Raw genomic sequence first — 24,897 nt, 5'->3', positions numbered from 1 at the left:
TATCTGTACTATCTAGTAACGGGCCGATTCCCGAAATGACAAAGGCATTGAAAGGATTGCATTATCCGTTGGAAATAATGTTGATGTGCGTGCGTTGGTATATTGCGTATCCATTGAGCCTGCGCCATCTGGAACAGATGATGGGTGAGCGCGGCATCGAAGTGGATCATTCGACAGTGCATCGGTGGGAGCTCAAACTGTTGCCGATATTTGAGAAAAAGTTTCGCAAACTGAAGCGCCGAGTGGGTGCCAGCTGGCGTATGGATGAAACCTATATAAAGGTCAAAGGTAACTGGAAATATCTGTATCGTGCGGTAGACAAAGACGGCCAAACTGTTGATTCTCTATTGACAGCAAAGCGCGATAAGCAAGCCGCTATGCACTTCTTTCGCAAAGCCATACTTGACAAAGGCATTCCTGAAAAAGTGGTGATGGACAAGAGCGGTGCCAATAAAGCAGCCATTAATACGATCAACATCAGCCATGGAATTGCCATCATCGTGCGCCAGGTAAAGTATCTCAACAACATCGTTGAACAAGATCATCGCGCCGTTAAACGCATCACCAAACCGATGATGGGATTCAAATCTTTTCGGGCTGCTAAAATCATACTTGCTGGTATTGAGATCATGCACATGATACGCAAAGGACAACTAATGCACAGGGGCTTCCAGAAAATAACCGCAGCGCAACATTTTATGCACTCGTTGGATCAGGCCGTCCAGCATAAGAGCGGGTAGACCATCCACGGCTTCAATTCAGCTTTTTTCCTTAATGCGACACAACCGTACAGAGTACCTCCGGCTTTAACCGCCCTCTTCTCACATGAGCTCATCTAAGATGCTCAAATAAACTGTATTCTGGTCCAGCGTTCGTGACTGGTATTTATTTCGCCAGCAATTCAATGTACGCTTGATATCCGAAACTACGATTCTTCCGTTGCCCGGTCATTTCAATGACGATACCCAGGTCAGTGAGCATCTTGACCGCAGCGTTTGCGGTTGGAAAGCTAGTAGCTAATTTTTGTCGTGCCCGCTCTACAGTAAAACGCGGCATCATGGGCAGCAACTCGAACAAACGATAGGCAGCAGAGCCGGACTTGGGCGAGTCGAGTAGGCGACGGCGATCAGCAGCGACTAAGCTCGCGATCTCAACGATGCTGCGTTCGGCTTCCGCAGCAGCAGCGGTTACGCCGTCAAGGAAAAATGCAACCCAGGCTTCCCAATTACCCTCTGTCCGAATGCCAGACAATAATTGGTAGTATTCGGCCTGATGCCGTTTCAGATAGCCGCTCAAATATAACAGCGGCTCTTGCAGCAATCCCCACTGCTCCAGCAGGGCGGCGATCAGTAGGCGGCCAATACGCCCATTACCATCAAGAAAAGGATGGATTGTTTCAAATTGCGCATGCACCAATGCAATTTTAACCATAGGAGGAAGCGCCGCCGGTTCGGCGTGGATGAAGCGCTCCACGTCACCCAGCAAGTTGGCGACCTGATCGGCCGGTGGAGGAACGAATACAGCGTTGCCGGGCCTACTCCCGCCAATCCAGTTTTGTGAGTGTCGAAGTTCGCCCGGCTGCTTGCCAGTTCCTCGCACTCCATCTAGCAGCAACCTGTGTGCATCGCAAATCAAACGCACGCTGATTGGCAGCCCGTTGGTATCGCGAAGATTATCCTGTACGAAACGAAATGCACGCAAGTAGTTGGTTACCTCCTCAATGTCGTCGCTGTTGTTGACCTCGAGACCAGCCTCTTCATCAAACAAATCGGTCAAAGTGGCTTGTGTACCCTCGATCTGGGAGGTGAGCAGTGCTTCCTTCCGAATAGCGCTATACAACAACCAATCGACCGATGGCACTAACCCTGACACACCGGATAAACGGGCAAGTGCCAGTTCCGCTGCACGGTTCTGTGCAGCATAGGAGTCCAGAGAGAGCGGAGGATCAGCCGGCGGCAAAGCGTGCGGAACGAAAGCGCGAATCGCTTCGCCTAATGTTGTTGTGATGACGTAGGTGCCAGCGGATCGGTGCATTTTAAAGTCTTCTTTAATATGTTGTTATGATATTAAAGCATTCTTTAATATGATTGCAAGGTGTTTAAACCAACTTAATGCAGCATAAGTCCGTCCAGTTTTAGGCGTTAGTGAAATCGCTCGTCAGGAATTTACCGGACTCCGGTGACGCCCATTATCCGACCGTCGTAAAGATAAATTCATCCAGCGCTTTCCCCGGGACGGCATGTAAACATCATTGCAGGTCGTAAAGTACACGATGATGGCACCTCAAAGCTATATGGATATCACATGCGGAATGCGGCTGTCAGAAACAGCCAAAATCGAAGTAACAAGACTTTTTTGCCCTTTCAAAGACAACAATAACGTCACCAAAATGCATCTCAACCCTATAGCTAAATAGTGCGCGCTTGAAATCCAGCGCAATTTACGAATTCATTGATCTTTTTCAAAAAGCATACAATGCCGTTAAACTAGCAGTCATTTTTATTGCTACACATTTAAAAGACCCCTTTAATGACCACAGACCTCCATTTTGACTGCCCTCATTGCAACCATCAGTACGTCGATGATTTGGAATTTTTACCGGCAAATGAAATGCATAATTGCAATTGCGAGAGTTGCAAAAAACCTTTTTGGTTGCAAAACAAAGAATGCCAGGCATGCACCGAAGAATCTGTTTTTGTTTGGAAAACGCAACCGACCAAGACGGATACAGATGCCCTGATTTGCGGCAGCTGCGGAACTTCTTACCATCAACCAGGTTCAGATAAGGATGTCGATTTGGCAGAATGAACATTTCACCACATGGATACCGATGGATCTCACGGATAAAAATGTATTCTCCGCAATCAGCGAAATAGCTTGTTGTGAAACCGAAAAAGACGTTTTTGACATCAGTAAATTTGTGGTGGGGGAGGCTGGTGGAGAATCGTTCGTTTATTCAACCCTACGCCAAGATGATCGTAGTGCGGAGCGGGACACGTATCGCTATTTCATTGGTTGCCAACCCGAATGGTGCAAAATTTACAATGATCGCAAATGGTTTATGAATGATCCATTTGTCGAATATGCGCGCTCAAATACGGCACCTGTGGTCGGCTCGGAAATTCACGCTGTCACAGCTGGCCAAATTGATATGTTAGAGGTCGCGGCTTCCTACGGGTTTCGCAGTGGCATGGTCATCCCCACGCATAGTAGTGCGAATGTTGATGAGCGTATGGGGATGTTATATGTCGGTCTCGATGCTGACCAGCAAACCGGCGAAAAAATCCTTCTTCGCAGCCGCATTACATTTCGTGCACTTGGGATGGAGCTGCTTGATTGGTGGATGCGGCATCTCTACCAAGAGTCGGCGCGCAAATTTAAACTGTCCGAAGCGGAGATTTATCTCCTTCAACTCTCAAAAAACGGGTTGATTACCGCTGAGATTGCCGCAAAACTAAACCTGAAATCGAGTGCGATTTATAGTCAGTTCGGCCTCATCAAAGAAAAATTCAACGTCGACAAAATCAATGATGCGGTACACGAAGCGAACCTTAACGGGTTACTCGGCTAGAGGTGTTGAGCTTCTTGCTGGCGTTGCTGGTGCCACTATTCGCCATAGGCGCTGTCTACACACACAACGAAGGTATCTACTTACTCGTGTTTTTGTGCTGCGTTCCTATTCTGGACCACTTGATAGGGCGTACTAAATTCCCAGCAAAGGTCAACAATTCTGCTTTCGCATCCACAGTCGCCTTTTATATTCCGCACTTCTTTTTAATTTTGTGGGTATTACTTTTATTTATTTCCATACAATACAGCGCAGGTGTTTCACCATTTAGGATGACGTGTATGGCGTTGATGTGCGGCGTTGTCGGCGCGGTTGCCGCCGCACACGCGCATGAATTAGGTCACCGCTCCAGTAGGTACTCTACTACTGCTGCCAACATAACCTATTGCATCGCGGGTTATCCCACCTATCCTATTACCCATCCTATCCATCATGCGAAAGTAGGTATCGCACATGTCGGATCTGCCCCCGCGCAAGGCATTAGCTTTTGGCAGTTTTTAGTTCCGTCATATATAAATGGCTTTCTGACTGCATGGCGTTATGAAACCCGTCTTCGCGGGTTAGATTGGCGCAACAGAGTCATGCAGCGTTGCGTATTGACATTGTTATGTGTCGTTGTGTTTTCCCTTTTGAGCGGAATTTATGGATTTGTACTGTACGTGGGCCAGGCTGTTGTCGTGACCTTCCTGTTGGAGTTAATCGGTTACGTACAGCATTATGGTCTGGTCCGGGGCACTGGTCACCACAGATCCGAAGTCGCGTGGGATGGTGATTTCTGGTTATCCAACAGACTGCTTATCAACAATCCCTTGCATAACATGCACCATAAGCGACCATTGCTTTGGTACGGCCACTTGCGACCCTCACCCTTGACACTCCCTGCCGGGTATTTCACCATGATCTGGCTCGCGATGCTGCCACCCTTCTGGTGTAGCGTGATGGACCGCCGTTTAGCGGAATTGACCACACAGGGTTTTGGCCACGATTGACAAACCAGCTGGTGATAAGTCGTGTAGCGGAATGACCGGGGAAGCATCAATCTCTGGATAATTGCGCAAGATCGATCTCCGGTAAGTAGGGTCATAATGGTTACGCATCAGTTGCTCAAATAACTGCGGCATTGCTTTTTCTTCGGCCAACGCTTCCCACGCGGCAAATTCCTTATTCCCCACCAGCGGTTTTAGGAAGACTAACCGCTCTAACATCGAAAACGGGTCTTCTTCAAAATGCCGGTAGTCTTCACGCCACAGCAAAACACGCTGGGCCATGTCGGTTTCGATCACAATGGTTTGACCTTTACGCATCGATTCGAGCAGCGCATCTGGCAACTGAACGTTGCCAATTTTTTTGCTCTCAGCCTCTACCCAAATCGGTTTTTTAGGATCAAACGCGCTAAATTTCCGCAATAACAGACTATCGAAATATTTTTGTGACGGCTGCTTTTGGCCGGGTACTTCGCCTAAAACAGACCCGCGATGAACGGCAATATCTTCCAGATCGAGCACTTGCGCACCAGCGTCCTCTAATGCATATAACAAGCGTGTTTTACCACATCCGGTAGGCCCGCTGAGCACGTGATAATGGTATTCGGTCGGTACCGATGCAAGCTGCGCATTGACCCATCGCCGGTACCCTTTCCAACCACCATCCAACTTATCGACCCGGTAGCCGATCGTTTCAAGGGCGTCGATCCATAGTTTGCTGCGTTTTCCGCCACGAAAGCAATACACAAGAATACGGCTTTTGCGTGAGTATTGCAGCATCTCCTCTTCGAGATAGCGCGCAATATTTCTCAGCGAATACGCTACACCAATTCGGTACGCGCCCATTTTATCGGTGCGATGCAAGGTACCCACCTCGGCATATTCATCATTATTCACCACAGGCATGTTCACAGCGCCGGGGATGTGATCCTCCTCGTACTCGCGCTGGCAACGGGCGTCAATGATTAAGTCATAGTCTGAGAAGTTGTACATTTGTATAGAGTCTAATTTTGGCAAACCTGTCAGCATAACGCCAATTTTTAAAAACGCCTAAAAATTTACCCCATTTGTGTTCTGTGAGAAATAAAAGACAATCAATTCACAGTTTTGCGATGTACATCGCCGCATAGCTTTTCTTTAAACAAAATTGAAAAATAATTATTTCTTTGTAATTAGTCAATCTACTAAAAGTCAATCCATGCCTGATTTGAAACTAACAAAACGTGATTTACAGGTACTGACTGCGTCGGTTGGTGACAATTACGACGTGACAGTACGACAAACCGAGGAAGGATTCTGGACTATTCACGTGACATTTATTCGGAATGAACAAACGTATTTAATGCAAACCACAAGAGGAGCTGTCAAGGCATGGAGAGACTTATGCCACGTCATTCAGTTCGTGCAAAACCATTGCAAAGCCGCTAGAAATATTTTTGTGGAAGTCGGGGACTGGAAATTAACGCGACTGAGTGACAACTTCAGAGTCGCGCTGATATCAACCCGTTCGTGATTATTTTTAATAAAGGACCGCTATGCATAGCAACAAATCTTTACTTGCTCCAACAGTCATTCTGATAAAAAAAGCGGATAAGTTAGATGTCATTCTCAGCATTACCGTCAATGTGCTGATAATGGGCTTCATTTTCTTACCTGAATTTGCCCATGCGCAATCAGCGGGCGGCAGTCCGTTCGGTGGCATCACCGATTTCCTTAAAAGCATTACCAACCTGCTGATTTTCGAGTGGGGTTACTATATCGGCATTATCACGCTGGCGATTCAGGGTTATCGCTGGAAGACCGGCCGCATCGACCTGATGCAGCTTGGGGGCTGGGGTCTTGGAATTGGTCTGGTGTTCTTTGCCCCATCGATCGTCGGCGATCTGAAGAGCCGCGCCGGTAGCATTGCATGATGGTTGACGCGCACGCTCATGATGAAGGGGAAACGCTGGTGATCGCGATGACCCGCCCTTCCATGTTAGGGGGACTGACGCTGACCAGTATTGGCATCAGCGTGTTTATCCCCGGGATGGGGGCGATGATCACACGCTCAGTTTTCTTCTTTGGTCTGATCCCCGTTTTTCTTTTTATCTCCTACTTGGTGTGCCTAAAAGATGTTTATCTGTTCGGCATTGTCGGGGCTTATAGCCACGTAAAAGCCTGCGTCAACAAACGCCACTGGGGGTGCCGTAGCTATGCGCCTCGCTGACACCTTGAAGCAGCAATTCGATATGGCGCTGACAACGCCGTTACCGAAGGGCGCTCGGCAGTACGCCGATGACATGGCGCTCAGCGACATGATTCCGTACACGGTGCACTACGACGACCATACCGTGATTACCAAAGATGATGGGTTGGTGCAGGTCATCAAACTCGATGGCCTGTATTACGAATCGCTCTCAGCTCAGCAAATCAAACAGTTTGAAAACCAGCGCAATACGATTCTGCGCTCGATTGCCAATAGCGACCGGGGCATTTATGTCCATCTGGTACGGCGTCAACATAATAGTTATCCGGGTGGCGAAGGCAAAACGTGGTTTTCTCGTCAATTCAATGCCGCGTGGCGGGCACGCTATGACAAACGCCATTTTTACATCAACGAGATTTACATCTCGATTGTGCGCAACCGCTTCCGACAAGGGGCACCGGGTCTGATTGATCGCGTCGTCAATGTCTTCTCTGGCAACAAAGTCACCCAGAAAGATCTGGAGTCCTACGAAGAACAGGCCAAGGATGTCTATGAGGCGTCGCAGCAGCTGCTGCAGTCGTTGTCCGCTTATGGCGCGCGGCGTCTGTCGATCCAGCGCTTGCCGATACTGACGTCTGAGACGGTCACCAGCGTGGAGGCCAACAGCGCTGTGACGCGCTTCAAGCTGGACTGGGCGCTCTTTCAGACGACGTATGGCAAGTGCGCTACCTATGCAGCCAGTGACTTGCTCGATTATCTGGGTGAAGCATTTACCGAACTCGGCGGCTTTTTTCATTACCTGATCAATCTGGAAGAGGAACGCGTGCCGGTGACCGCATTGGCACTGGACCAGACGTTGGCGATGTCGCGCCTGCATTTCAAGGCAGTCAGCAACACAATGGAAACGCAGGGGTTAGTCCAGCACCGGGCGGCAGCGATCCTCAGCATGGCCGAGTGGCCGACCCGCACGCCGTCGCACATGCTGGACGCTTTTTTAAAATTGCCGGTCCAATTCATCATTACCCAATCCTTCTTTTTTACGGACCGGATACACGCCGAAGCCGATATGAAGTTGGAAAAACGCCGGATTGAGGTCAACGACCGTGAGGGTGTCGCCGATGAGGACAAGGAGGATATCAAGCAGGGCTTACAAGACTTAAGCCGGGGCCGTTCCGTCAATGGGTTACATCATTTGACGATGCTGGTACACGTGCCCGCCCATCCGCGCAGCACAATAGACAACAAACAACAGACGATTAGTGACCTCGATGCCGCCGTCGGCCATCTCAAAAAAGCCTTTGTCGGCCTGGGTGTGAAAGCGGTGCGCGAATGGTTCGGGATGGAAACTTTCTTCTGGTCACAATTGCCCGGGCAACCGCAGAAATTCATCGGACGACGTGGCAAGATCAAATCGCGCAATTTCGCCGGGTTCGCGTCGTTGCATAACTTTTCTGTGGGCAAGATGGAAGGTAATTTATGGGGTCCGGCGATCATGCCGTTCGAGACCGAAAGTGGCACCGCCTATCATTTTAACTTTCATCGCGAGATGGAAGGCATGGTGGCCGGCCATACGGCGGTCAGTGCCGACACCGGGGCCGGAAAGACCACGATCCTGTCAGCGTTGATTACGATGGCCGACAAGGCCGCACCCCGTGTGTTCTGGTTCGATAACCGGCACGGGGCCAAGGTGTTTATGGCGGCCATGGGCGGCCAGCATACAACCTTGTCGGTGATGGGCAACAGCGGCTGGAATCCGTTCAAGCTGCCCGATACGCCTGAGAACCGGGCCTATTTGATTGAACTCTTGTCGCTGATGCGTACCTGTTACGGCGGGCTGATTGCGCCCGACGACATGCGGCGCTTTCACAAGGCCGTGGAAGAAAATTACACGTTACCAGAGGCCGACCGGCGCTTGCGCAATGTGGCCTGGTGCTTTGGTCAGGGCAGTCTCTCCGACGCGATGGCAATCTGGCATGGTGCACAGGGAGTGCCGGGCGCGAACTGGGGCGTGTTTGATAACCCGAACGATGGCATTGATCTGAGCACCTGTCGCCACTACTGTTTTGAGATGCAGCAACTGATCAAAGGGACGGACGCGCGGCCCGAGCTGCCGGTGATGCTGAGTTATCCGTTTCACCGCATCGAGCAGGCGATGAACGGACAACCGTTCATCCTGGTGCTGGAAGAAGGCCAAAATCTGGTCAAGCACGCGTACTGGCGTGAAAAAATCGATGCCTACATCATGCAGATCCGGCGCAAGAACGGATTGCTGATTTTTGTGACGCCGGACGCCAAGTACCTGTTTTGTGAAACCGATTCGATCCAGAAGCAGACCGCCACCAAGATTTACCTGCCAAATGGCGAAGCCAGTCACGCCGATTACGTGGGTCAGCTGGGCCTGACAGAAGCCGAATTCACGTTTATCCGGGAAACACCGCCGGAAGCGCGCAAATTTCTGATTCGGCGCGGCAATGAATCGATTAAAGCGGTGTTTGATCTGTCGGAGTTGCCAGAATTCATCCCGGTGCTGTCGTCCAACGACAAGGGCGTAGCACTGATGGACACCATCATTGCCGAACTGGGTAGCAGCGCGCCCGAACAGTGGGTGCCGGTATTCATGCAACGTTCACTGGCAGAAAACACCCACAATTTGACCCTCAAAGGTGCCTGATCATGAAAAAATTTTTATTACTCATTGCCATGGGGTGGTTCCTTTCTGCAGCGACTCCCGCAATCGCCCAGATTCCAACCACCGACATCCTCACCCAGGCGCAATTGTTGAACCAGCTCAATCAAATGCAGCAACAGTACGAAACGATGAAAAATCAATATGCCGCCGTGACCGGGTCGTACCAGCGGGGAGCCATCGGATTGAATGACACCATTCGCTCCTCGTCGGTGGTCCCCGGCTCATGGCAGGAGGTGGTCTCGCAGCAAAATAGCGGGGCGTTTGGTGCCAGTCAAAACGGCTATGAAAAATTATTAAAGACGATGCCGCAAGAGCTGTTTCAGGATCCCCGGGGCCAGGGAGCCACCAGTTACAAGCTGAGTACCGATTCGGTACGGGCGGCGATGACCGGGGGTGACATGCTGTATGCGCAGGTGCAGACCAACCTGAACAATTTATCGACGATGGCCGGGCAAGTCGACAGCACCGCCAATACCAAAGATGCCGCTGACCTGCAAAATCGTATTGCGACCGAAAACGGCATGCTGCAAACCGCGATGGCCAAGCTCAACGTGATGAATATGAATCTGCAGGCGAACATGCTGAACCAGCAAAATCAGGCGACGGCGAACGATCAGCAACGCTACAAACGTGTCGCCCCGTAACCGCAGTCGTCAAATTTATGAAGAGGAACGGCTTATGAAATTCTTTTTATTGTTGTTGAAAATTGTTTTTGCCCCTGTCTGGATACCATTCTGGATATTTATGAAATGCTGGAAAGTATTGGCTATTTTGTTTATTGGTGCGGTAATCGGCGGGTGTGCTGTTAACTCGGCCAAGCTGGATATGTCGCCGTGCGCCTGCGATTTTCAGCCTCTCAATAGCACTCCTGATGTAGGGAAAAATCATGCCTAAATGGATGCTTGTTACCGCGTTTGCGATAGTCGTTTCAGTTGGTGGTCTTGTTTACTACGTATTTCCATCGTCACCAGCTAATACGCCAGGGATGCCCCCGCAAGTAATTGTTCAGCCAGAGCAAAAATCGGGGAATCCGTTATTGACAGCAACCTCCGTGCAATTTTACTCGTGGTTTCCTAATTATTGTCAGGCTGATATTTTCATTACAAAAAAAGAAACGCATAGCAGAAAAGTGTGTGTGGTAGCGGTTACGAAGCGAGTGGAAGAAAGTACCGGTGTGCGCTTGACAGAGGGGGACATTCTTGACCCTGCGGTTGCTGATCATTGGAAAAAAACGGGAAAGTAAATAATGGCAACCATTAATCTTCAGGGAATGATTGGCGCGTCAGATGCTTACACCAATTCATTTTTAACGCAAATTTATCCTGCACTGGCGAACGCTATTTCTCCGGCACTGTATTCCGCCGCTGTGTTGTATTGGGTGTTGCTGGGGTACAAGGTGTACGCAGGACATGCTCCCTTTCAGGCACGTGAGTTGTTAGCGAAAACCATCATGACCTGTGCAGTTTTTGGCACATTGAGTTGGGGTGGATTTGCGTCAGTCATTTATAACGTATTCGTCTCTTTTATGGACTCGGCAGCAGGAACCATTATGGCGGGGAAGTCTAGTACCAGCATGCTGGATGCGCTTTATGTTAACGCTAATGAGATTTCTAAGACTCTTAGGAATTCAGGCTGGCAATCAGTCGGCACTATCCTGGATGGCATGCTGGTGTTAGTGCTTAATACATTGTTATTTGTTATTGCCCTTTTCTACATGACCATTGCTAAATTTGGTTTGGCATTGACGATGGTTCTCCTGCCGCTGTTTATTGGCTTCGCCATGTTTTCGGAAACACGGCAGTGGTTCATGAACTGGGTCAGCAAAATGCTGAATTTCGCGCTGATTTACATTTTAGTCATTGCGATTGTCAAATTTGGCTTTGTGGCATTTGGTGACTTTTTCCAGGAAGTGCAAAACGCATCGTCCGCTACGGAAGCTAAATTTATCAGCGCTGAGCAAATCAATACGCTCTATGTGCTGGAGCTTGTCTTGATTATTTTTATGCTGCAAGTCAAAGGCTGGGCTGCGGGCCTTGCTGGTGGGGCTTCTGTGCAGGGTGCATCGTTGTTGATGATGGCGGTGAGAACTATCAAAGGAGGCAAGTAATGGCCGGCAAACATACCTTTGATACCGACCCGACGACGCAGCAGGTCCAGCTGGGCGGGGCAAATAAAATTAAGCAGGAGCGCAACCGCGCTTATCTTTTTATTGTGTTGTTGCTGATCGCAGTGGCTGGGCTGTCTTCCTCGGTGACGGTACTCTCGAAGATCCATACCGTCATTCCGGTGATCGCCGTCATGGATGCCAACGGTCATGTGGTCAAACAGCAAGTGGTCAACGCGGACACCATTTCCGGCCTGGACAGCTTTGTCGAAAGTCAGGTCAATGATTTCATTACCGCGTGCAATACGTTCGATCCTGACTGGCGGCAACGTAATGCGGATTTATGCCGTTTACACGCGACCGATGCGGTGGCACGGCAATACGACCAGGAGACCGCTGCAGAAAATCCGGACAATCCGTATTACGTGATCGGCAAAGGGGCACGCCGCTATCCCAAAATCACCGCCATCAATTCGCTTGGCAAAAATGCCTATCAGGTCGAATTCCAAAGTATCACTGAGCGGCCGGGTGGCGAGCGCCGAATCGATTATTTTACCGCCCTGGTGCGCAATACCTTCACGTTTCAGCCGTTAGCACTGGGTGACCGCTGGGAAAATCCGCTCGGCTTTGCCGCCACGTCGTACAGTAAAAACCAAAAATTGAGCAATCAGTAGCCTGCTCCACAGGAAAGAGAAAAGCCGATGAAACCCACGCCGTTCGCCCTTGTCGTCGCCATAGTGTCTTTGTTAACAACTTTGTGCGCTGTGCCGGTCTATGCCGCCAAACTGCCGCGCCCGTTACTGACGGACCAGCGCATCAAGCAGGTGGCCTATGACCCCAATCAGGTCTACGAGCTAATGGGCACCTATGGCTATCAGACCACGATTGAATTTGCACCCGATGAGCAGATCAAGGTGCGCACGTTGGGCGATTCGATTGCGTGGCAAACGGTGATCAATGGCAGCCGCTTGTTCGTGAAGCCGGTGGAGCCGAATGCGGCGACTAACATGACCATCATCACCAACAAGCGCACTTACTTTTTTAAACTCAACAGCACCGCCAGACAGCGTGACATGACCTTTCTGGTGCGTTTTATCTACCCGAATGCCAGCATGCTGAACGCTGCTTCCGGCATGCCAAATAGCGGAAACGAGCGCAGCGGCAAAGGGTTCGACCCGGCCACATTGAATCTGCACTATGCGGCGTCCGGTGACAAGCAGGCCATTCCACTGCAGCGCGCGTTTGATGATGGCGAATTTACCTATTTCCAGTTTGACAAAAACAGTGAGATTCCGGCGTTTTATATTGTGGGCAGCGATGGCACCGAATCGGTGGTCAATACGCGCCGCGAAGGCGCGTATATGGTGGTCGAGCGCATCGGTCATTTATTCACGTTACGCAATGGCGACGCCCACCTCTGCGTGGAAAACACCGGTAGTAAAAAAGAGACCGTGGCAATGACGGCGCGGGGGCATTGATGGCAACGTTGACGCCCCCGCCGGATGCCACCCGCGACCAGGTACTGCACGACTGGGAAACCACCACCAGTGCGTCGCTGGTGGCGGCCAGTCGCAAGAAGAAATTTAATGGCGTTGCGATCGCGGTAGTCGCTGCCGCCGCGCTCGGGGTGGTGTTTTGGGTCAAAGGTGGCGCGGCCAAGAGCGACACGACAACAGCGGAGTCCCAGCTAACCGTGGCACCGCGTAAAACCGTGCCTGTGTTGAACGATGACCAGCCAGCTGCGGTGGTGCCACCGGTCAAAACGGCCACGCCCGCCACGCCGGCGGTAGATCCTTTAGTCGCCCAACGCGCGCAACTGGCGCTGCAGCAACAAGAAAAAGCCCGGTTGTTACTCGACGCCCGCAGGAAGTCGGCGATCGAACCCGGTGGCACGGGCGCGCCTTCCACGGGACCTGCGCAAGGTGCCGCGCAGAATGCCACCCTCGCTGCCCTGATGGGCACGCTCGGTGGGACCAGTGAGGCGGGTACCGAACGCGGTGCACAAGACCCGAATTCCCGCTTTGCGCGGGCCGTCTCGGGCAACGGCGTGGTACTGAGTCAGGCGTCCAATGTGACCAACCTGGAGTATAAAATTCTGCAGGGCAAGGTCATTGAAGGCGTGACGATCCCGCGGGCGATTTCGGATTTACCGGGCACAATCTGCGCACTGATCCAGCGCGACGTATATGCCGAACGCGGGCGCTTAAAACTGATTCCGTGGGGGTCACGCCTGTGTGGTGTCTACAGCGCTGAAGTACGCAAGGGGCAAAGCCGGCTGTTTACCATGTGGAACACGCTGCGCACGGCGAACCCGGATGGATCGATCACCGAAGTCGCGTTAGACAGTATCGGCTCCGACCAGCTTGGGACGGCGGGCATGGGCGGGATCGTGGACGCCCATTTTGCGGAAATTTTTGGTACCTCTGCGTTGTTGTCGATTATCGGAGCCGGGGCGGCCAATACCGGGGTCAGTTCTGGCGACCAGAACAATTCCTCGGCACAATACCGGCAATCGGTGCAGCAAGCCGCCGCCCAGACCTCGCAGTCGATCCTGGCCCCGATTATCAACATCCCGCCGACGATCACGACGCCGGCCGGCTCCCGGATACGCATTTTTGTGAACCGTGATCTGGACTTTACGGACATTTACACAAAGCAACAGGACGCCGCCCAGCAGCAGGATGGCCCGGTGCTGATCGACTAATAAAGGTGTCTCATGTCCCAAATTGCGTCATTTCGTTCGAAACTGGCCTCAATGAAGCCGTATCTGGACGACCCGAGCGTGACCGAACTGGCCGTCAACAAGCCCTATGAGATGTTCATCGGACGCCAAGGCCACGGCTATATGGCGCGCGTCGCCATGCCTGACCTCTCGTTGGCGCTGCTGGAATCCTTGGCCGATGTGACCGCGTCCTTCACCCATCAGGAATCGGACCGCGAGCGCCCGTTATTGTCGGCCACGATGCCGATCGATCTGACCGAGGGGATCGACGACACCGAACGCGGCGGCTACCGGGTCCAGGTGGTGCGCGCCCCTGCCGTCGAAGAAAAGTCGATTGCGGTGTGTATCCGCAAGCCGTCCTTGCGCGACTTTACGTTGAACGACTATCAGCAACAGGGCGCGTTCGACCACGTCAACGATGCCGGGAATCCATCGGCATATTCGAATGATCATCTGCTGGCGCTGTGCAAGGCGCGCGACTGGGACGGTTTTATGCGTGGGGCGGTCTTAGCGCACAAAAATATCATGATTTCGGCTGGCACCAATACCGGTAAAACCACGTTCTTAAATGCCTTATTAAAAACGGTGCCGGACCACGAGCGCATTGTGACCATCGAAGATGCGCGCGAGATCACCCCCGCACAACCGAATTGTCTGCATTTGCTGTACTCCCGTGGCGGCCAGGGCGAATCGAAGATCTCGGCGATTGATTTACTGGAAGCCTCGCTACGGCTGACGCCCGACCGCATCATCATGGGCGAGTTGCGCGGCGCAGAAGCCTATTCGTATCTGGAAATGCTCAATACCGGCGCGGGCGGGTCGATCACGACCATTCACGCCAACAGCCCGGCCATGATGTACGAGCGGCTGTCGATGATGGTGTTACGGGCCGGAATACCGCTGCAACAGTCGCACATCATCGGTTACGCCAAATCGCTGATCCAGGTCGTGGTGCAATTTTCCTACGATAAACGCTCGGGTCGGCGGTTCATCTCGGAGATTTTATATGACGGCCAGTAAACGCCTGCTGCTCGCGATCGGCATCGCCTGTGCGCTGCCGTTGACGCTCGCCGCCTCGCCCGCGATACCCCTTATACCCACTGTATCAGCCACGCTAACGCCGCTTACCCCGTTTGAAGCGCTGGTGGCGCAGTGTGCACCGTCTATTCACCCGCAAACGTTCAAAGGGCTGGTCACCACTGAATCGACGTTTCATCCGTATGCCATTGGGGTAGTCAATGGCACCGTGCGTGCACCGCGCACCGAACAGGAAGCAATAGCAACCGCCAGGGCACTGGACAAGGCCGGCTACAATTTTTCCTTGGGGCTGACGCAAGTCAATCGGTACAACCTGGCCCGCTATGGCGAAACCTACGAAACCATCTTTGATCCGTGCCGCAATATCAGGGCCGGTGCGGCGATCCTCAAAGACTGCTTTGTCCGTGCCACAGTGAAACGCAAGGATGAGCAGCAGGCGCTGCGTGCTGCATTCTCCTGTTATTACAGTGGCAATTTTACGCGGGGATTTAAACCGGATCATCCGGGTGAACCGAGTTACGTGCAGAAAGTGGTGAGCAATGCGTTGGGTGCTGCGCCTAGTCCGATAGTCCCTGCGGTCGCACCGCACAGCAGTGATGCGGCGGTTGTCGTGTCTGCGGTGACGCATCGTGCAGCCTCCCCCACAGCAAAGACCCGCGCTCCCGCCGGCGACTGGGTTAGTTTCGGTGAGGGTGTGCCGGTGGTAGCTCCATTGACCGACTACCGCCCCCTCGCACCGCCTGTAGCGCCGTTGCAGCAGGAAGCCGTCGCCACCCGGCAGGACGATGCGTTTGTGGTGGTCAATGAATGAGCGTTTTAATCCGTCAAAAAGAAAGCAATCAATGATGAAGAAAATAGGGTTGGCGGTGCTGTTGAATGGTCTGATGGGCGCAATGGTCCCCGCCAGTGCCAGTGAATATGGTTGCACGGTATTACTCTGTCTGAGCAATCCCAAAGGACCCAAAGCCGTCGCCGCATGTCGGCCACCGGTTGACCGGCTGTATCGGGACTTGCATGAGGGCCGGCCTTTTCCACAATGTGACGAGGCCAATCAGACGAATAAAGGGGGTAACTATGCGGAGCCGGTCAGTGATCCGTATGACCCCTGCCCCGCTCCCTTGCAGGTCGCTGAGAATCAGGCCATGGTGGTTCAGGGCGTTCCTCGGGCAGCCGCTTCCTCGTCACACTTTCAAAGCACAGTGTTCGACATCGTGGGCAGCCCGCAGCAGTCTGCGCGGACCACCGAGACGGGCATGGCCGGACCGCGCGCCTGTGTCGGCGAGAGCGTGGGTTCCTATCGGGTCGGCGGTGCAGAGGATGGCTATCTGGTCACGGTGTTTAACCAGGTCCTGTGGCAACCAGCGCAGTCTCCCCGCGCCATCGATGTATTCAATCAACACAAATTAGTTCAACGTGTTCGCTGGTAGAGGAGCGGTATGCGTCGAATAATATTACTGTGTTCTTGCCTGATCGCGGTGTCACTCGCGAGTGGGCGCGAGGTTGTCGCCCCTGCTGCGCAAACCATCGAGGTCGCCTTCTCCCCGGAGGGCGGGGGCGAGGCGCTGGTGCTCAAGACCTTAAAATCTGCGAAAACGTCGATTCGGCTGGCAGCGTATTCGTTTACCTCCGTGCCCGTCGTACGTGCACTGATGGATGCCAGACGGCGCGGCGTCGATGTTGCTGTCTTGGTGGACGATAAAAATAACCTGCAGGAAGCGCGCAACAATGCACCCAGACAGGCGCTGAATCTGCTGGTCAGTGCGGGTATTGCGACCCGCACGATTAGCGCCTACCCGATCCACCATGATAAATATTTTGTGGTCGATGGGCGTCACGTGGAGACAGGCAGCTTTAACTATACGGCGTCGGCTGCGAAGCGTAATAGTGAAAATGTGCTGGTGATCTGGAACAATCCAGGGATCGCCAAACAATACCTCGATCATTGGCAAAGTCGCTGGCAACAAGGCACCGATTACCGCGCGAGCTACTGAGGCCGACAGCCCCACCCAGTGCGCATCGGACGCAGCATCAACACCCTATTGGAGGAAACCGCGATGACTAGATTGAAACAATTGCAAGGGATGGAGCATCACTGTAAGTCAGGGTCCCGGGCAGCGAAACGCGGTTTTTTGCTGTCTTTGTGATCATGCTGATCTTCGAGATCACCTTTTATATAGGGGTGAGCAGGATGCGCCTTGAAACGGTGGGCGGTCCATTGGCTGGAATGATGGTCTTTTTTTGTGCAGTGTCTGTGTGTGCCGACTTCGCTGGTCGCTGGGCACACTCCAAAATCCGTGATGAGGCCGATAGCGGTCAACGGAAACGATAGGGTGACGAAAGGAAGCGACGTTATCGGCAATGGTAATTATTACACCCGTCCCAATCCCTCTTTACCCTTGCTGTCGTTCCCCTCCGCAGGCATGCGGGGACGTTTTTCTTCCCGATGTTTGCCCTGCATCGCTTGCTTTCCATCTGCGCTCCCCATGCGCTGTAATCCTTGTTCCCGCCGCTGCACCACCCGCTCCTGCTGAACGGCCAGCGCAGTCGTTTTATCGAAGCGCCGGGCAATTGCCGCCGGCAAGGCCGCGACGGAATTGGTATAGATGCGCGCTTCATGCCGGGCGCGACTGATGGCGACATAGTACAAATTCAGTGACGTGGTACGGCTGGTGGTGTCGAGCGCAATCATGGCCTTGTCATTGGTCAGTCCCTGAGCACTATGCACGGTGGACGCATACGCGTGCTCCAGGTGCAATGGCTTGCTGGCCGGGAGTTCTAATGACCGCACCGCTCGCCCGTCTTTCTGCCCGACCGATTCCAGACGCACCATGCCACCAAGAATGCCGGTGACGCGCATGCGGTCCCCATTAGTCAGATCCTGGCTGGGATTGTTGCGATTGATGCGGATGGTGTCGCCCACCGACAGTTCCGGTTTTTCCAGATGATAGACGCTTAACTGCGTCGTTTTCCGCGGATTGATTTCTGCTATCGTGCCGTCCGGTCTTTGGACGATCAGTTTATTGCCAGGCAGCGCTTCTTTAACGGTATAGATGTCGCCGCGCACTAAACCACATTGGGGATAATCTTTGTCCGGCTGGATCACCACGCCGGGCACATAGCTGGGGGCAAAGCGGCGTTGGGCCTGCGTCATATCGACCCGTGTCAACGTTTCAAATTGTCGGCCCTTACCTGCCAGGTTGGACGCGTGCCGCACCATGTCGTTGATTTCTCGTCGTGCGGCATTCGTGCCGGCGACAATCAGCGTGGCGCGCCGATCCGGCTCACTCAGCTGGATATAGTCGGTGACGATGGCGCGATGCCGTTCTGATGCATCGGGACACTCTTCAATATGCTTGATATGATTGAGCGATAGGCCCACGCGCCCTTCGGTCGCATGTTCGACGGCCATTTTTAACTCAGGATTTTTCTGGCGTTGAATGTCGCTGATCCGCGCTGTTTGCATGCCGTTCATTTGCAACTGTGCGAAGGGCTTACCGGCTTCAATCGCTTCGGTTTGTTTGGTGTCTCCTAACAAGACCATTCGCGCGCCGCTTTTTTCCACCACCCGCATCAGTTGTTCCATTTGGCGTGCCCCGACGACCCCCGCTTCATCTAACACGATGACGGTCCTGGCGTCGATCGGTTGGTCTTTGGTGCGAAGGAAACTCGCCAGCGTGTGCGCTTCCAGCCCCTCGTTTTTGAGCGCTTTGACTTGATTCCCGTAAGGAGCCAGCGCCACCGTGCGGTAGCCGCTGCCTTCCCCACCCTTGCCACACTCCGCTACCGTGATGGTGGTAGCCTGTTGGATCAGGGCAACCGCCTGATTGACGGTATAGGTTTTTCCGGTACCGGCATCGCCCTGAATCCCCACAAACCGGTTGGTCGTGCAGACCATGGTTTCGACGGCTGCGCGCTGGCCGGCATTCAAAGAGGTGTTTTCCAGCGCGGCGCGCACGTCCGCTGCAGCCAGAATGGGCAAGACGGCGCCGCGCCCGGTGCGCGCAATCGCCAGTATCGCCTGCTCCCGTTTGAGCGCCTTTTGGGTGGTATAGCGTTTCTCAGCAGGAATCAGCGATCCTTTCGTAACAGCATACTGCACATAGCTGGCGGTCTCGGCCGGTGTCCATTCTTTTAATTCTTGCAGGTACGATTTCCATCCGGCGATCGACAGCGCCATGCCGCTGTTATTGTCCGCAATCCGGTACGTGGGGACGGCTTCGATCAATGTGCCCTGGCGCACCAGGCGGTTGATTTCGTTTTTGATTTCTGCGGAGCCAGCAAGACCCACGGCGCGCCGTGTGGCGGTGGTCATCAATGCACTTTCTGTGACGACTGCCTCGCGCTCGGTGAGATGGTTGATCGCGTACTGCACGACCGCTTGCGCGGGCGTGATGCTGTCCGGCAGTGTTTGAACAGGGACCTCGTCGCTGGGGGCGCTGTGGTCCGGATCATCTGGTTGTTGGTCGGTGCCGGGCTGCGCGTTGGTACTGTCGCCAGTGTCGTAGCTGCGATCGTCAAGGCGCGACCGGGGGCCGTAGTCAATATTCAGTACCTGGCTTTTTTCTACCCAGTACTGTTTGACGATGGCACGGTCACGTTCGTCTTTGCGCGGTCTGGTTGCCAGCGAGATCACTTGTTTTTCCAGCGATGTCGCCGTCGCCCGCGTCTTGCCTTCGTTGGCGAGGGCCTCTTCGATCACTTTGCTGCGTCCGGAAAAGCCCTCAATTTGTTCACGGGTAATATGCGCCAGCTCGAAATTACCCTTGTCGTCGACTAAGCGGATGGTGTAGCCGAGGCCCTGCAGTTCTCTTGCCAGTTCTGCCTTATAAATCGCTTCGATCTGATGATGTACCCGGAAAATATTCTCATTACACAGCGCGCGCCAGGCACCATCGCTGCGCTGGGTCATGTTCAGCACTACCGCGTGGGTATGCAACTGCGGGTCTTTCGCGCGACTCATCTCATGGCGAAATTTGCCGACGACCAACTTGCCGGTGCGCTCACGGGTGCTTTTCCCCTGCATTTTTTTACGGGCTTCTGCCAGCTTCTCGACTTCTTCCACCGCCCGGCTGACTGCCGTGTCGTGGGCCAGTGTCACGGCGAGATCGCCACCAACCAGGGCCTGCATGGACACCGATTTGGGCGCAGAAAACGTGACGTCCAGCGCCATGCGTTTCATTTTTTCGGCCGGATCAAAGGTGGTCTGGATGTGCTCGCCGTTGGGCAGTTCGCCGTTGAGTAGGCGCGACAGCTGCGCTTGTTCTACCGGGCCAGTGAGGCCCAGTGCAGTCGCGCCCTTCCCCTGCCAGGTACCCGGATTTTCTTTGCCGTAATAATCATCTGATGAGGAAAAATAATGGGCTGCGGCATATTGATTGTTGCCCCGGATCGGCGTGAGATTGATCATGCGCTGCCTTTGAGCACGATCCCGACCGCGCGCTGCGGATAGGCGCGATAGGGCACGGTGATCTTCGCAATGGGATTGTCTTCTGCAAACAGGACGTAACCGGTCAGGTCGTTCAGATTCGAGACTTCCGAATCCAGGACAACCGGTTCTGGTGCGCTGGCAACGATATTGCGGCTGGCCCCATGGGCGGTGGTGGTGAGTTGGAGCCGTTCGACGTGCTGCTTACCCAGGATTTCACTGGCCTTGTCGGCATTGAGCGCATTCGATGCCCCGAAGATGATGTAATTACGAAAGCAGGACAACAAGGTCTTGGTGGCATCTTTCCCGTAGTTTTCGTCCAGTTGCGCCCAGTCCTGAATACTGCCGACGATGCGTAACCCGTGCTTGCGGCCCTTGGTCGCGGCTGAGACAAACGATTCGAGCTTCCCGAGCGACTCCAGTTCGTCCAGGAACAACCAGAGGCGGGTGTCCACCGTGGCGGACAACGGTTCATAGCTGAGGATGGTGCGGCAAATACTGTCGATCCAGGTTGCCACCAACGGCTTCTGGGTCGAACGCATGTCTTCGCGCCAGGTAATGAACAGGTTCCCGGCGTCGGGGTTATGCACCCATTCGTGGATCGAAAAATCCCCCTTGCTCATGAAGCGCAACGGGCGCACATACTTGTTGAGCATGAACTGGATGCTGGCGACGGCCTTTTCGGCGTTCTCGCGGAAATATCCTTGTGAATCGGTATTCGCCAGAAAGGCTTTAATCACGTCGCCGTCTTCGCGCACCAGCAAATTGACTAACGTGTCCTGATCGGGGTTGCCGATTTCATGGAGTTTGCGCATCGTGTCGGCCAGCACATCGCGGCTATAGGCACACCATTGTTCTTCACTGGCGTCAATTTGCGGCGGAATGACGCTTTTTGCCACACTGTCGTAGTCGTGTACCCCTTTGATCTCATTAAACAGCGACCAGCCGACCGAGCGTGCATCGAAGCCGTTGAGCAAAATATCGCCGGGAAAGCTGAATTTTGAGTAAAACGTCCCATTCGGATCGATGATGGCCATCTTGTCGCGTCGGCCAATCGCGGACGCAATCATACCTTCCATCGTGACCGATTTACCGGAGCCGACCGACGCGCAGATCATCGTATTGCGGTTTTCCAAATGCAACGGCATCGGTAACGCGCCGATCATGATCGGGGCTAAGGGGGCTTTTCCTTCCTTTTTGCGCCGGGCGTTTTCTTGGCGGTTGGCAGCACATACTTTGCTTTTGACCGTGTGCCAGTTCGCCATGCGGGAGCCGCGTAACCAGCGTTTATACGGTGCGCCGCGATAACCATCGTCACCATACTCACGCAAGAGATAGGCCGCACTGGCCGCTAAACCGAGGCCAGCGACCAGCCCGCCGAGGATAAAAGGATCGCGTGGCGTGGCATGTAACGCGTCGGTGATGGCATGCGGAAACGGTGATAACGGTATTTTTCCGGCATACGTGCCGGCAATCCAGCCGGCAATAGGAAGCGCGATGCCAAACAGGAGGGTCGCATTTTCTGCTTCTAATTTCTGCATGGGACTACTCCGGTTGTAGTTGCTGGATTAATTTACCTAACACCGGCGCGATCTTGTCGAGCGTGCTGGCAGAGAGGCCGGCGTGTTCCACGGCGGCCTGTAAGTCCTGCATGTCGCCGGTGGAGGCCTTGCGATGCACGAGATACAGCAGCGTGGTGAGCATGGCATTGGCCGCGTGTTGCGTGCGTTCGATTTCCGCTAACCGGCCTGTCACTTCTTGTCGTTCAGACCAGGCTTCCACGCCATCACGAGCGCTATTTGATAAGCCGATTTTATCCAATGTCTTGTCACGCAGATAAGGCGACAATTTGGCATAACCGGCGATGGCGGCGGCCTGTTCGAGCCGGTTGAGTTCGTCGTCGCTGTAGCGAATGGAGACCGTTTTTCCGTCGCGCATGGTGTCCTCTCTAATGTATGACGATTGTCATACGGTTGTTTGAGTAGGGATAAGGCGTTCAGACAGTTTTGTCATACATTTGTCGGAAGCGAATATACGAATATTTCCATGTGGCAATGGTATTGTACGGTGTTTTTCCCCCCGATAGGGGTGCGTTTTGTGTATTGAGATTTTGCTCGGGTTAAGGAGCACAATCTCCAGGGGTTAGGGAGTGCTTATCACTCAGGACGCAGTCCGTAGGCAGTAAGCAGACTATTTGACGACAAATAGCGACTAAAGAGAGAGCATAAAAGAACTAATGAGAGATCAATTCATAATCAAACAAAAAACAAAACACTGACAATAAGTAGACAAAATAAGGTGATCAGCGTAAAGTATTTCCTGCGCGACATGAAGGAAGTAAGAAGAGGGACAAAAATGGATATCAAAGACGCTCTGACGAAGCTACAACCCACCACAAAAGCCGCCCGGCTGCGCACCCTCCTGCCAGACATTGAATTGAAGTTAGCCGCCGGTGTCCAACTCAAAGCGATCCAGGCCGCGTTACACAGCGGGGGTCTCGAATTGACGCTGGCGACCCTGAAAACGTATGTGTACCGGTTTCGGCAAGAAGCGCATCACCCTGCAGTCGTCACGACTGCAGAACCGGCCACTATCCCGACAGCATCAGCGACGGTGCTCCCTGCCGACAACGTGCCTCTTCGTGAAGAAGCCGCCGCGCAAGCCATCTCGGCACAGGATCTGGCGCGCCTCATGCAACCGGACGAGCAACAGGAAGCAACGGACATCGCCCATTACGAACGGATAGCGAAACAACAACGGAAAGAGAAAAAACCGGTATGAAATCTAAAATTGCGATCATCAACTTTTCGGGTAACGTCGGTAAATCGACGTTAGCTAAACAACTTTTTGCGCCGCGCATGCAGGCACAAGAATTTGCGGTGGAAACCATCAACGCCGGTGCCGGAGAAACAACCGCGTCAGAACGCCTCAAAGGTAAAGATTTTGGCCATTTGCAGGAAGAAATGATGCGCACAGACGCCGCCATTGTCGACATCGGGGCCTCCAACGTTGATGAGTTTGTCAAGTTGATGGGGCAGTTTGATGGCTCCCATGAAGAATTCGATTATTTTATTGTCCCCGTGGTCAGCGACAAGAAGCAACAAACCGACACCATCAACACCATTAAAACGCTAGCAGGCCTCGGCGTGCCATCTAAAAAAATCCGCGTGGTGTTTAATAAAGTGGCGATCGACGATGCGGACGATGTTGCCAGTCACTTCAGCATGGTCTGGGGCTTTCATGCAGCGGAGAAAAAATTTACCCTGCGCACCGATGCCGTGGTATTTACCAATGAGATTTTTGATCGCTTGCGAATATTGAATACCTCGGTCGACGCACTGGTCGCCGATGACACCGATTATCGGACAATGCTCAAAGACGCCAAAGATGACGATGCGAAGGACTACGCGATCAGCATGATTTCAGCCAAACGTTTGGCGAAGTCGGCTCATAAGAATCTCGATGACGTGTTCAAGGTCTTATTCAAGTAAGGAGTGACAATGGGAATTGCAACGGCTCGGGAAGCGCTCCTGGCAGAATTGATGGTCGATGTCGATGGGTTAATTGGTCGCGTTGAAGCTCTGGATGCGTCGCTGGCGGTGACCGTTGAGCAGGCCATAAAGGAGGCGTCTGGCAAGGCATTCCTGGCGGCGCGCATGGGCTTCGAGTCCATGATAACGGAGCAGGAACGAAAACTCGTGGCGGCAGGCCGGAATGCGTCGGCAGCGATCAGTGCACAACTCGGGACCGGTGTGACGCAGTTAGTGGCGGTCAATGAAGCGCTGGAACGCAAATTATGGCGACTTATCGCCCTTCTGGCCGGGCTTACAGTCATTGGCGGGGCGATTGGCGGTGTTGTCGCTGTAAAGATGTTAAGCCTCTGAGAGCCCTCCTTATATACAGCTACATTTGCAGCTTTTGCTGCTTTGAGCGGGCTCGCAGCGGTAATGATCCCCGGTCGAACGGGCCGCTACATACCGGGTTGCGCGTTTTCCAACGCAGGCTACGTATTTCCAACCAAATTAGTAAAATCAATTCAATACTGCAAGCGGGATTAAATGTCTGTGCAGGGGGATTTAAGTTTGCTCTGAGCGGCCGTATTGTGGGTATTCTGGCCGATCGTGACCACCGATTCTGGTCTATCGTGACCGACCATTCTGGCGCATCGTGACCGCTCATT

The 24,897-nt window shown here is 53.2% G+C and carries 27 protein-coding genes; 22 read left to right on the top strand and 5 right to left on the bottom strand.

The genetic code is table 11. From position 1 onward, the window contains the following. Positions 1 to 35 precede the first annotated feature (35 nt). A complete protein-coding gene (locus QN379_RS14075; RefSeq protein ID WP_323506933.1) occupies positions 36 to 740 on the top strand; it encodes an IS6 family transposase in 705 nt (234 codons plus the stop codon). 145 nt (positions 741 to 885) lie between these two features. Here QN379_RS14075 and QN379_RS14070 read toward each other — a convergent pair whose 3' ends face one another. Then, positions 886 to 2,034, bottom strand: a complete 1,149-nt coding sequence (locus QN379_RS14070) for a Fic family protein (RefSeq protein ID WP_323506919.1) — start codon at positions 2,032 to 2,034, stop codon at positions 886 to 888. A 495-nt stretch (positions 2,035 to 2,529) separates the two neighbouring features. Between QN379_RS14070 and QN379_RS14065 the strand changes: the two genes are divergently transcribed. From QN379_RS14065 to QN379_RS14055, 3 genes are all read left to right on the top strand, one after another. After that, entirely contained in the window at positions 2,530 to 2,808 is a 279-nt protein-coding gene (locus QN379_RS14065) for a hypothetical protein (RefSeq protein WP_323506918.1), read from the top strand. Positions 2,809 to 2,830: 22 nt separating this feature from the next. Continuing rightward, positions 2,831 to 3,571 (top strand): autoinducer binding domain-containing protein, encoded by a 741-nt coding sequence (locus QN379_RS14060; protein WP_323506917.1) that lies wholly within the window; start codon positions 2,831 to 2,833, stop codon positions 3,569 to 3,571. A 278-nt stretch (positions 3,572 to 3,849) separates the two neighbouring features. Beyond that, entirely contained in the window at positions 3,850 to 4,557 is a 708-nt protein-coding gene (locus QN379_RS14055) for a fatty acid desaturase (protein WP_322240933.1), read from the top strand. On the opposite strand, the gene mnmH is transcribed toward QN379_RS14055, so the two are convergent. Beyond that, complete coding sequence (gene mnmH, locus QN379_RS14050) at positions 4,519 to 5,544, bottom strand: tRNA 2-selenouridine(34) synthase MnmH (protein ID WP_323506916.1); 1,026 nt, start codon at positions 5,542 to 5,544, stop codon at positions 4,519 to 4,521. The genes QN379_RS14055 and mnmH overlap by 39 nt on opposite strands. A 205-nt stretch (positions 5,545 to 5,749) precedes the next feature. Here mnmH and QN379_RS14045 point away from each other — a divergent pair, with 205 nt between their 5' ends. From QN379_RS14045 to QN379_RS13975, 15 genes are all read left to right on the top strand, one after another. Further along, positions 5,750 to 6,064: a hypothetical protein gene (locus tag QN379_RS14045; RefSeq protein WP_323506915.1), complete on the top strand. Its 315-nt coding sequence runs from the start codon at positions 5,750 to 5,752 to the stop codon at positions 6,062 to 6,064. A 22-nt stretch (positions 6,065 to 6,086) separates the two neighbouring features. After that, positions 6,087 to 6,464, top strand: a complete 378-nt coding sequence (locus QN379_RS14040; protein ID WP_322240929.1) for a TrbC/VirB2 family protein — start codon at positions 6,087 to 6,089, stop codon at positions 6,462 to 6,464. After that, positions 6,461 to 6,760 carry a VirB3 family type IV secretion system protein gene (locus tag QN379_RS14035; protein WP_323506914.1) on the top strand — a complete coding sequence of 100 codons (300 nt, stop codon included), beginning with the start codon at positions 6,461 to 6,463 and terminating at the stop codon, positions 6,758 to 6,760. The genes QN379_RS14040 and QN379_RS14035 overlap by 4 nt, the downstream gene beginning before the upstream one ends. Then, on the top strand, positions 6,747 to 9,410 hold the full coding sequence (locus QN379_RS14030; protein ID WP_323506913.1) for a type VI secretion protein: 2,664 nt from the start codon (positions 6,747 to 6,749) through the stop codon (positions 9,408 to 9,410). Before QN379_RS14035 ends, QN379_RS14030 begins: the two co-directional genes overlap by 14 nt. A 2-nt stretch (positions 9,411 to 9,412) precedes the next feature. Then, on the top strand, positions 9,413 to 10,072 hold the full coding sequence (locus QN379_RS14025) for a type IV secretion system protein (RefSeq protein WP_322240923.1): 660 nt from the start codon (positions 9,413 to 9,415) through the stop codon (positions 10,070 to 10,072). 34 nt (positions 10,073 to 10,106) lie between these two features. After that, the gene (locus tag QN379_RS14020) at positions 10,107 to 10,322 is read left to right on the top strand and encodes a hypothetical protein (protein ID WP_322240921.1); all 216 of its coding nucleotides are present in this window, start codon (positions 10,107 to 10,109) and stop codon (positions 10,320 to 10,322) included. Beyond that, the gene (locus QN379_RS14015) at positions 10,315 to 10,671 is read left to right on the top strand and encodes a hypothetical protein (protein ID WP_322240919.1); all 357 of its coding nucleotides are present in this window, start codon (positions 10,315 to 10,317) and stop codon (positions 10,669 to 10,671) included. Before QN379_RS14020 ends, QN379_RS14015 begins: the two co-directional genes overlap by 8 nt. A gap of 3 nt (positions 10,672 to 10,674) precedes the next feature. Continuing rightward, positions 10,675 to 11,535 carry a type IV secretion system protein gene (locus QN379_RS14010; RefSeq protein WP_322240917.1) on the top strand — a complete coding sequence of 287 codons (861 nt, stop codon included), beginning with the start codon at positions 10,675 to 10,677 and terminating at the stop codon, positions 11,533 to 11,535. Then, entirely contained in the window at positions 11,535 to 12,206 is a 672-nt protein-coding gene (locus tag QN379_RS14005; protein WP_323506912.1) for a type IV secretion system protein, read from the top strand. Before QN379_RS14010 ends, QN379_RS14005 begins: the two co-directional genes overlap by 1 nt. 27 nt (positions 12,207 to 12,233) lie before the next feature. Then, positions 12,234 to 13,010, top strand: a complete 777-nt coding sequence (gene virB9, locus QN379_RS14000) for a P-type conjugative transfer protein VirB9 (RefSeq protein WP_322240913.1) — start codon at positions 12,234 to 12,236, stop codon at positions 13,008 to 13,010. Continuing rightward, complete coding sequence (locus QN379_RS13995; RefSeq protein ID WP_323506911.1) at positions 13,010 to 14,236, top strand: TrbI/VirB10 family protein; 1,227 nt, start codon at positions 13,010 to 13,012, stop codon at positions 14,234 to 14,236. Before virB9 ends, QN379_RS13995 begins: the two co-directional genes overlap by 1 nt. Positions 14,237 to 14,248: 12 nt before the next feature. Next, on the top strand, positions 14,249 to 15,274 hold the full coding sequence (virB11, locus tag QN379_RS13990; protein ID WP_323506910.1) for a P-type DNA transfer ATPase VirB11: 1,026 nt from the start codon (positions 14,249 to 14,251) through the stop codon (positions 15,272 to 15,274). 124 nt (positions 15,275 to 15,398) lie between these two features. Continuing rightward, a complete protein-coding gene (locus QN379_RS13985) occupies positions 15,399 to 16,103 on the top strand; it encodes a lytic transglycosylase domain-containing protein (protein ID WP_323506909.1) in 705 nt (234 codons plus the stop codon). A gap of 31 nt (positions 16,104 to 16,134) precedes the next feature. After that, the gene (locus QN379_RS13980) at positions 16,135 to 16,719 is read left to right on the top strand and encodes a hypothetical protein (protein ID WP_323506908.1); all 585 of its coding nucleotides are present in this window, start codon (positions 16,135 to 16,137) and stop codon (positions 16,717 to 16,719) included. 9 nt (positions 16,720 to 16,728) lie between these two features. After that, complete coding sequence (locus QN379_RS13975) at positions 16,729 to 17,283, top strand: phospholipase D family protein (protein WP_323506907.1); 555 nt, start codon at positions 16,729 to 16,731, stop codon at positions 17,281 to 17,283. A 377-nt stretch (positions 17,284 to 17,660) separates the two neighbouring features. Here QN379_RS13975 and mobF read toward each other — a convergent pair whose 3' ends face one another. From mobF to QN379_RS13960, 3 genes are read right to left on the bottom strand one after another with little or no spacing between them, the layout of a single operon-like run. Then, positions 17,661 to 20,699: a MobF family relaxase gene (mobF, locus tag QN379_RS13970; RefSeq protein WP_323506906.1), complete on the bottom strand. Its 3,039-nt coding sequence runs from the start codon at positions 20,697 to 20,699 to the stop codon at positions 17,661 to 17,663. Further along, positions 20,696 to 22,258 (bottom strand): type IV secretion system DNA-binding domain-containing protein, encoded by a 1,563-nt coding sequence (locus QN379_RS13965; RefSeq protein ID WP_323506905.1) that lies wholly within the window; start codon positions 22,256 to 22,258, stop codon positions 20,696 to 20,698. The genes mobF and QN379_RS13965 overlap by 4 nt, the downstream gene beginning before the upstream one ends. Before the next feature lie 4 nt (positions 22,259 to 22,262). Next, entirely contained in the window at positions 22,263 to 22,655 is a 393-nt protein-coding gene (locus QN379_RS13960; RefSeq protein WP_323506904.1) for a conjugal transfer protein TraA, read from the bottom strand. Positions 22,656 to 23,072: 417 nt separating this feature from the next. On the opposite strand from QN379_RS13960, the gene QN379_RS13955 reads away from it, so the two are divergent. From QN379_RS13955 to QN379_RS13945, 3 genes are read left to right on the top strand one after another with little or no spacing between them, the layout of a single operon-like run. Continuing rightward, positions 23,073 to 23,498: a conjugal transfer protein TraD gene (locus tag QN379_RS13955; protein ID WP_323506903.1), complete on the top strand. Its 426-nt coding sequence runs from the start codon at positions 23,073 to 23,075 to the stop codon at positions 23,496 to 23,498. Continuing rightward, positions 23,495 to 24,208 (top strand): StbB family protein, encoded by a 714-nt coding sequence (gene stbB / locus QN379_RS13950; protein ID WP_323506902.1) that lies wholly within the window; start codon positions 23,495 to 23,497, stop codon positions 24,206 to 24,208. The genes QN379_RS13955 and stbB overlap by 4 nt, the downstream gene beginning before the upstream one ends. 9 nt (positions 24,209 to 24,217) lie before the next feature. Further along, positions 24,218 to 24,601, top strand: a complete 384-nt coding sequence (locus QN379_RS13945; protein WP_323506901.1) for a hypothetical protein — start codon at positions 24,218 to 24,220, stop codon at positions 24,599 to 24,601. The last annotated feature ends 296 nt before the right edge of the window (positions 24,602 to 24,897 follow it).

The organism is Glaciimonas sp. Gout2 (assembly GCF_035018905.1).
Classification (GTDB): domain Bacteria; phylum Pseudomonadota; class Gammaproteobacteria; order Burkholderiales; family Burkholderiaceae_D; genus Glaciimonas.
Note: the sequence above shows the minus strand (reverse complement) of the source record. Positions and strands in the feature narration are given on the sequence as shown.

Bases quoted from the DNA above. Each gene is read 5' to 3' on its own strand.
- QN379_RS14075 (WP_323506933.1), top strand. From the start codon at position 36: ATGACAAAGGCATTGAAAGGATTGCATTATCCGTTGGAAATAATGTTG.
- QN379_RS14070 (WP_323506919.1), bottom strand. From the start codon at position 2,034: ATGCACCGATCCGCTGGCACCTACGTCATCACAACAACATTAGGCGAA.
- QN379_RS14065 (WP_323506918.1), top strand. From the start codon at position 2,530: ATGACCACAGACCTCCATTTTGACTGCCCTCATTGCAACCATCAGTAC.
- QN379_RS14060 (WP_323506917.1), top strand. From the start codon at position 2,831: ATGGATCTCACGGATAAAAATGTATTCTCCGCAATCAGCGAAATAGCT.
- QN379_RS14055 (WP_322240933.1), top strand. From the start codon at position 3,850: ATGGCGTTGATGTGCGGCGTTGTCGGCGCGGTTGCCGCCGCACACGCG.
- mnmH (WP_323506916.1), bottom strand. From the start codon at position 5,544: ATGTACAACTTCTCAGACTATGACTTAATCATTGACGCCCGTTGCCAG.
- QN379_RS14045 (WP_323506915.1), top strand. From the start codon at position 5,750: ATGCCTGATTTGAAACTAACAAAACGTGATTTACAGGTACTGACTGCG.
- QN379_RS14040 (WP_322240929.1), top strand. From the start codon at position 6,087: ATGCATAGCAACAAATCTTTACTTGCTCCAACAGTCATTCTGATAAAA.
- QN379_RS14035 (WP_323506914.1), top strand. From the start codon at position 6,461: ATGATGGTTGACGCGCACGCTCATGATGAAGGGGAAACGCTGGTGATC.
- QN379_RS14030 (WP_323506913.1), top strand. From the start codon at position 6,747: ATGCGCCTCGCTGACACCTTGAAGCAGCAATTCGATATGGCGCTGACA.
- QN379_RS14025 (WP_322240923.1), top strand. From the start codon at position 9,413: ATGAAAAAATTTTTATTACTCATTGCCATGGGGTGGTTCCTTTCTGCA.
- QN379_RS14020 (WP_322240921.1), top strand. From the start codon at position 10,107: ATGAAATTCTTTTTATTGTTGTTGAAAATTGTTTTTGCCCCTGTCTGG.
- QN379_RS14015 (WP_322240919.1), top strand. From the start codon at position 10,315: ATGCCTAAATGGATGCTTGTTACCGCGTTTGCGATAGTCGTTTCAGTT.
- QN379_RS14010 (WP_322240917.1), top strand. From the start codon at position 10,675: ATGGCAACCATTAATCTTCAGGGAATGATTGGCGCGTCAGATGCTTAC.
- QN379_RS14005 (WP_323506912.1), top strand. From the start codon at position 11,535: ATGGCCGGCAAACATACCTTTGATACCGACCCGACGACGCAGCAGGTC.
- virB9 (WP_322240913.1), top strand. From the start codon at position 12,234: ATGAAACCCACGCCGTTCGCCCTTGTCGTCGCCATAGTGTCTTTGTTA.
- QN379_RS13995 (WP_323506911.1), top strand. From the start codon at position 13,010: ATGGCAACGTTGACGCCCCCGCCGGATGCCACCCGCGACCAGGTACTG.
- virB11 (WP_323506910.1), top strand. From the start codon at position 14,249: ATGTCCCAAATTGCGTCATTTCGTTCGAAACTGGCCTCAATGAAGCCG.
- QN379_RS13980 (WP_323506908.1), top strand. From the start codon at position 16,135: ATGATGAAGAAAATAGGGTTGGCGGTGCTGTTGAATGGTCTGATGGGC.
- QN379_RS13975 (WP_323506907.1), top strand. From the start codon at position 16,729: ATGCGTCGAATAATATTACTGTGTTCTTGCCTGATCGCGGTGTCACTC.
- mobF (WP_323506906.1), bottom strand. From the start codon at position 20,699: ATGATCAATCTCACGCCGATCCGGGGCAACAATCAATATGCCGCAGCC.
- QN379_RS13965 (WP_323506905.1), bottom strand. From the start codon at position 22,258: ATGCAGAAATTAGAAGCAGAAAATGCGACCCTCCTGTTTGGCATCGCG.
- QN379_RS13960 (WP_323506904.1), bottom strand. From the start codon at position 22,655: ATGCGCGACGGAAAAACGGTCTCCATTCGCTACAGCGACGACGAACTC.
- QN379_RS13955 (WP_323506903.1), top strand. From the start codon at position 23,073: ATGGATATCAAAGACGCTCTGACGAAGCTACAACCCACCACAAAAGCC.
- stbB (WP_323506902.1), top strand. From the start codon at position 23,495: ATGAAATCTAAAATTGCGATCATCAACTTTTCGGGTAACGTCGGTAAA.
- QN379_RS13945 (WP_323506901.1), top strand. From the start codon at position 24,218: ATGGGAATTGCAACGGCTCGGGAAGCGCTCCTGGCAGAATTGATGGTC.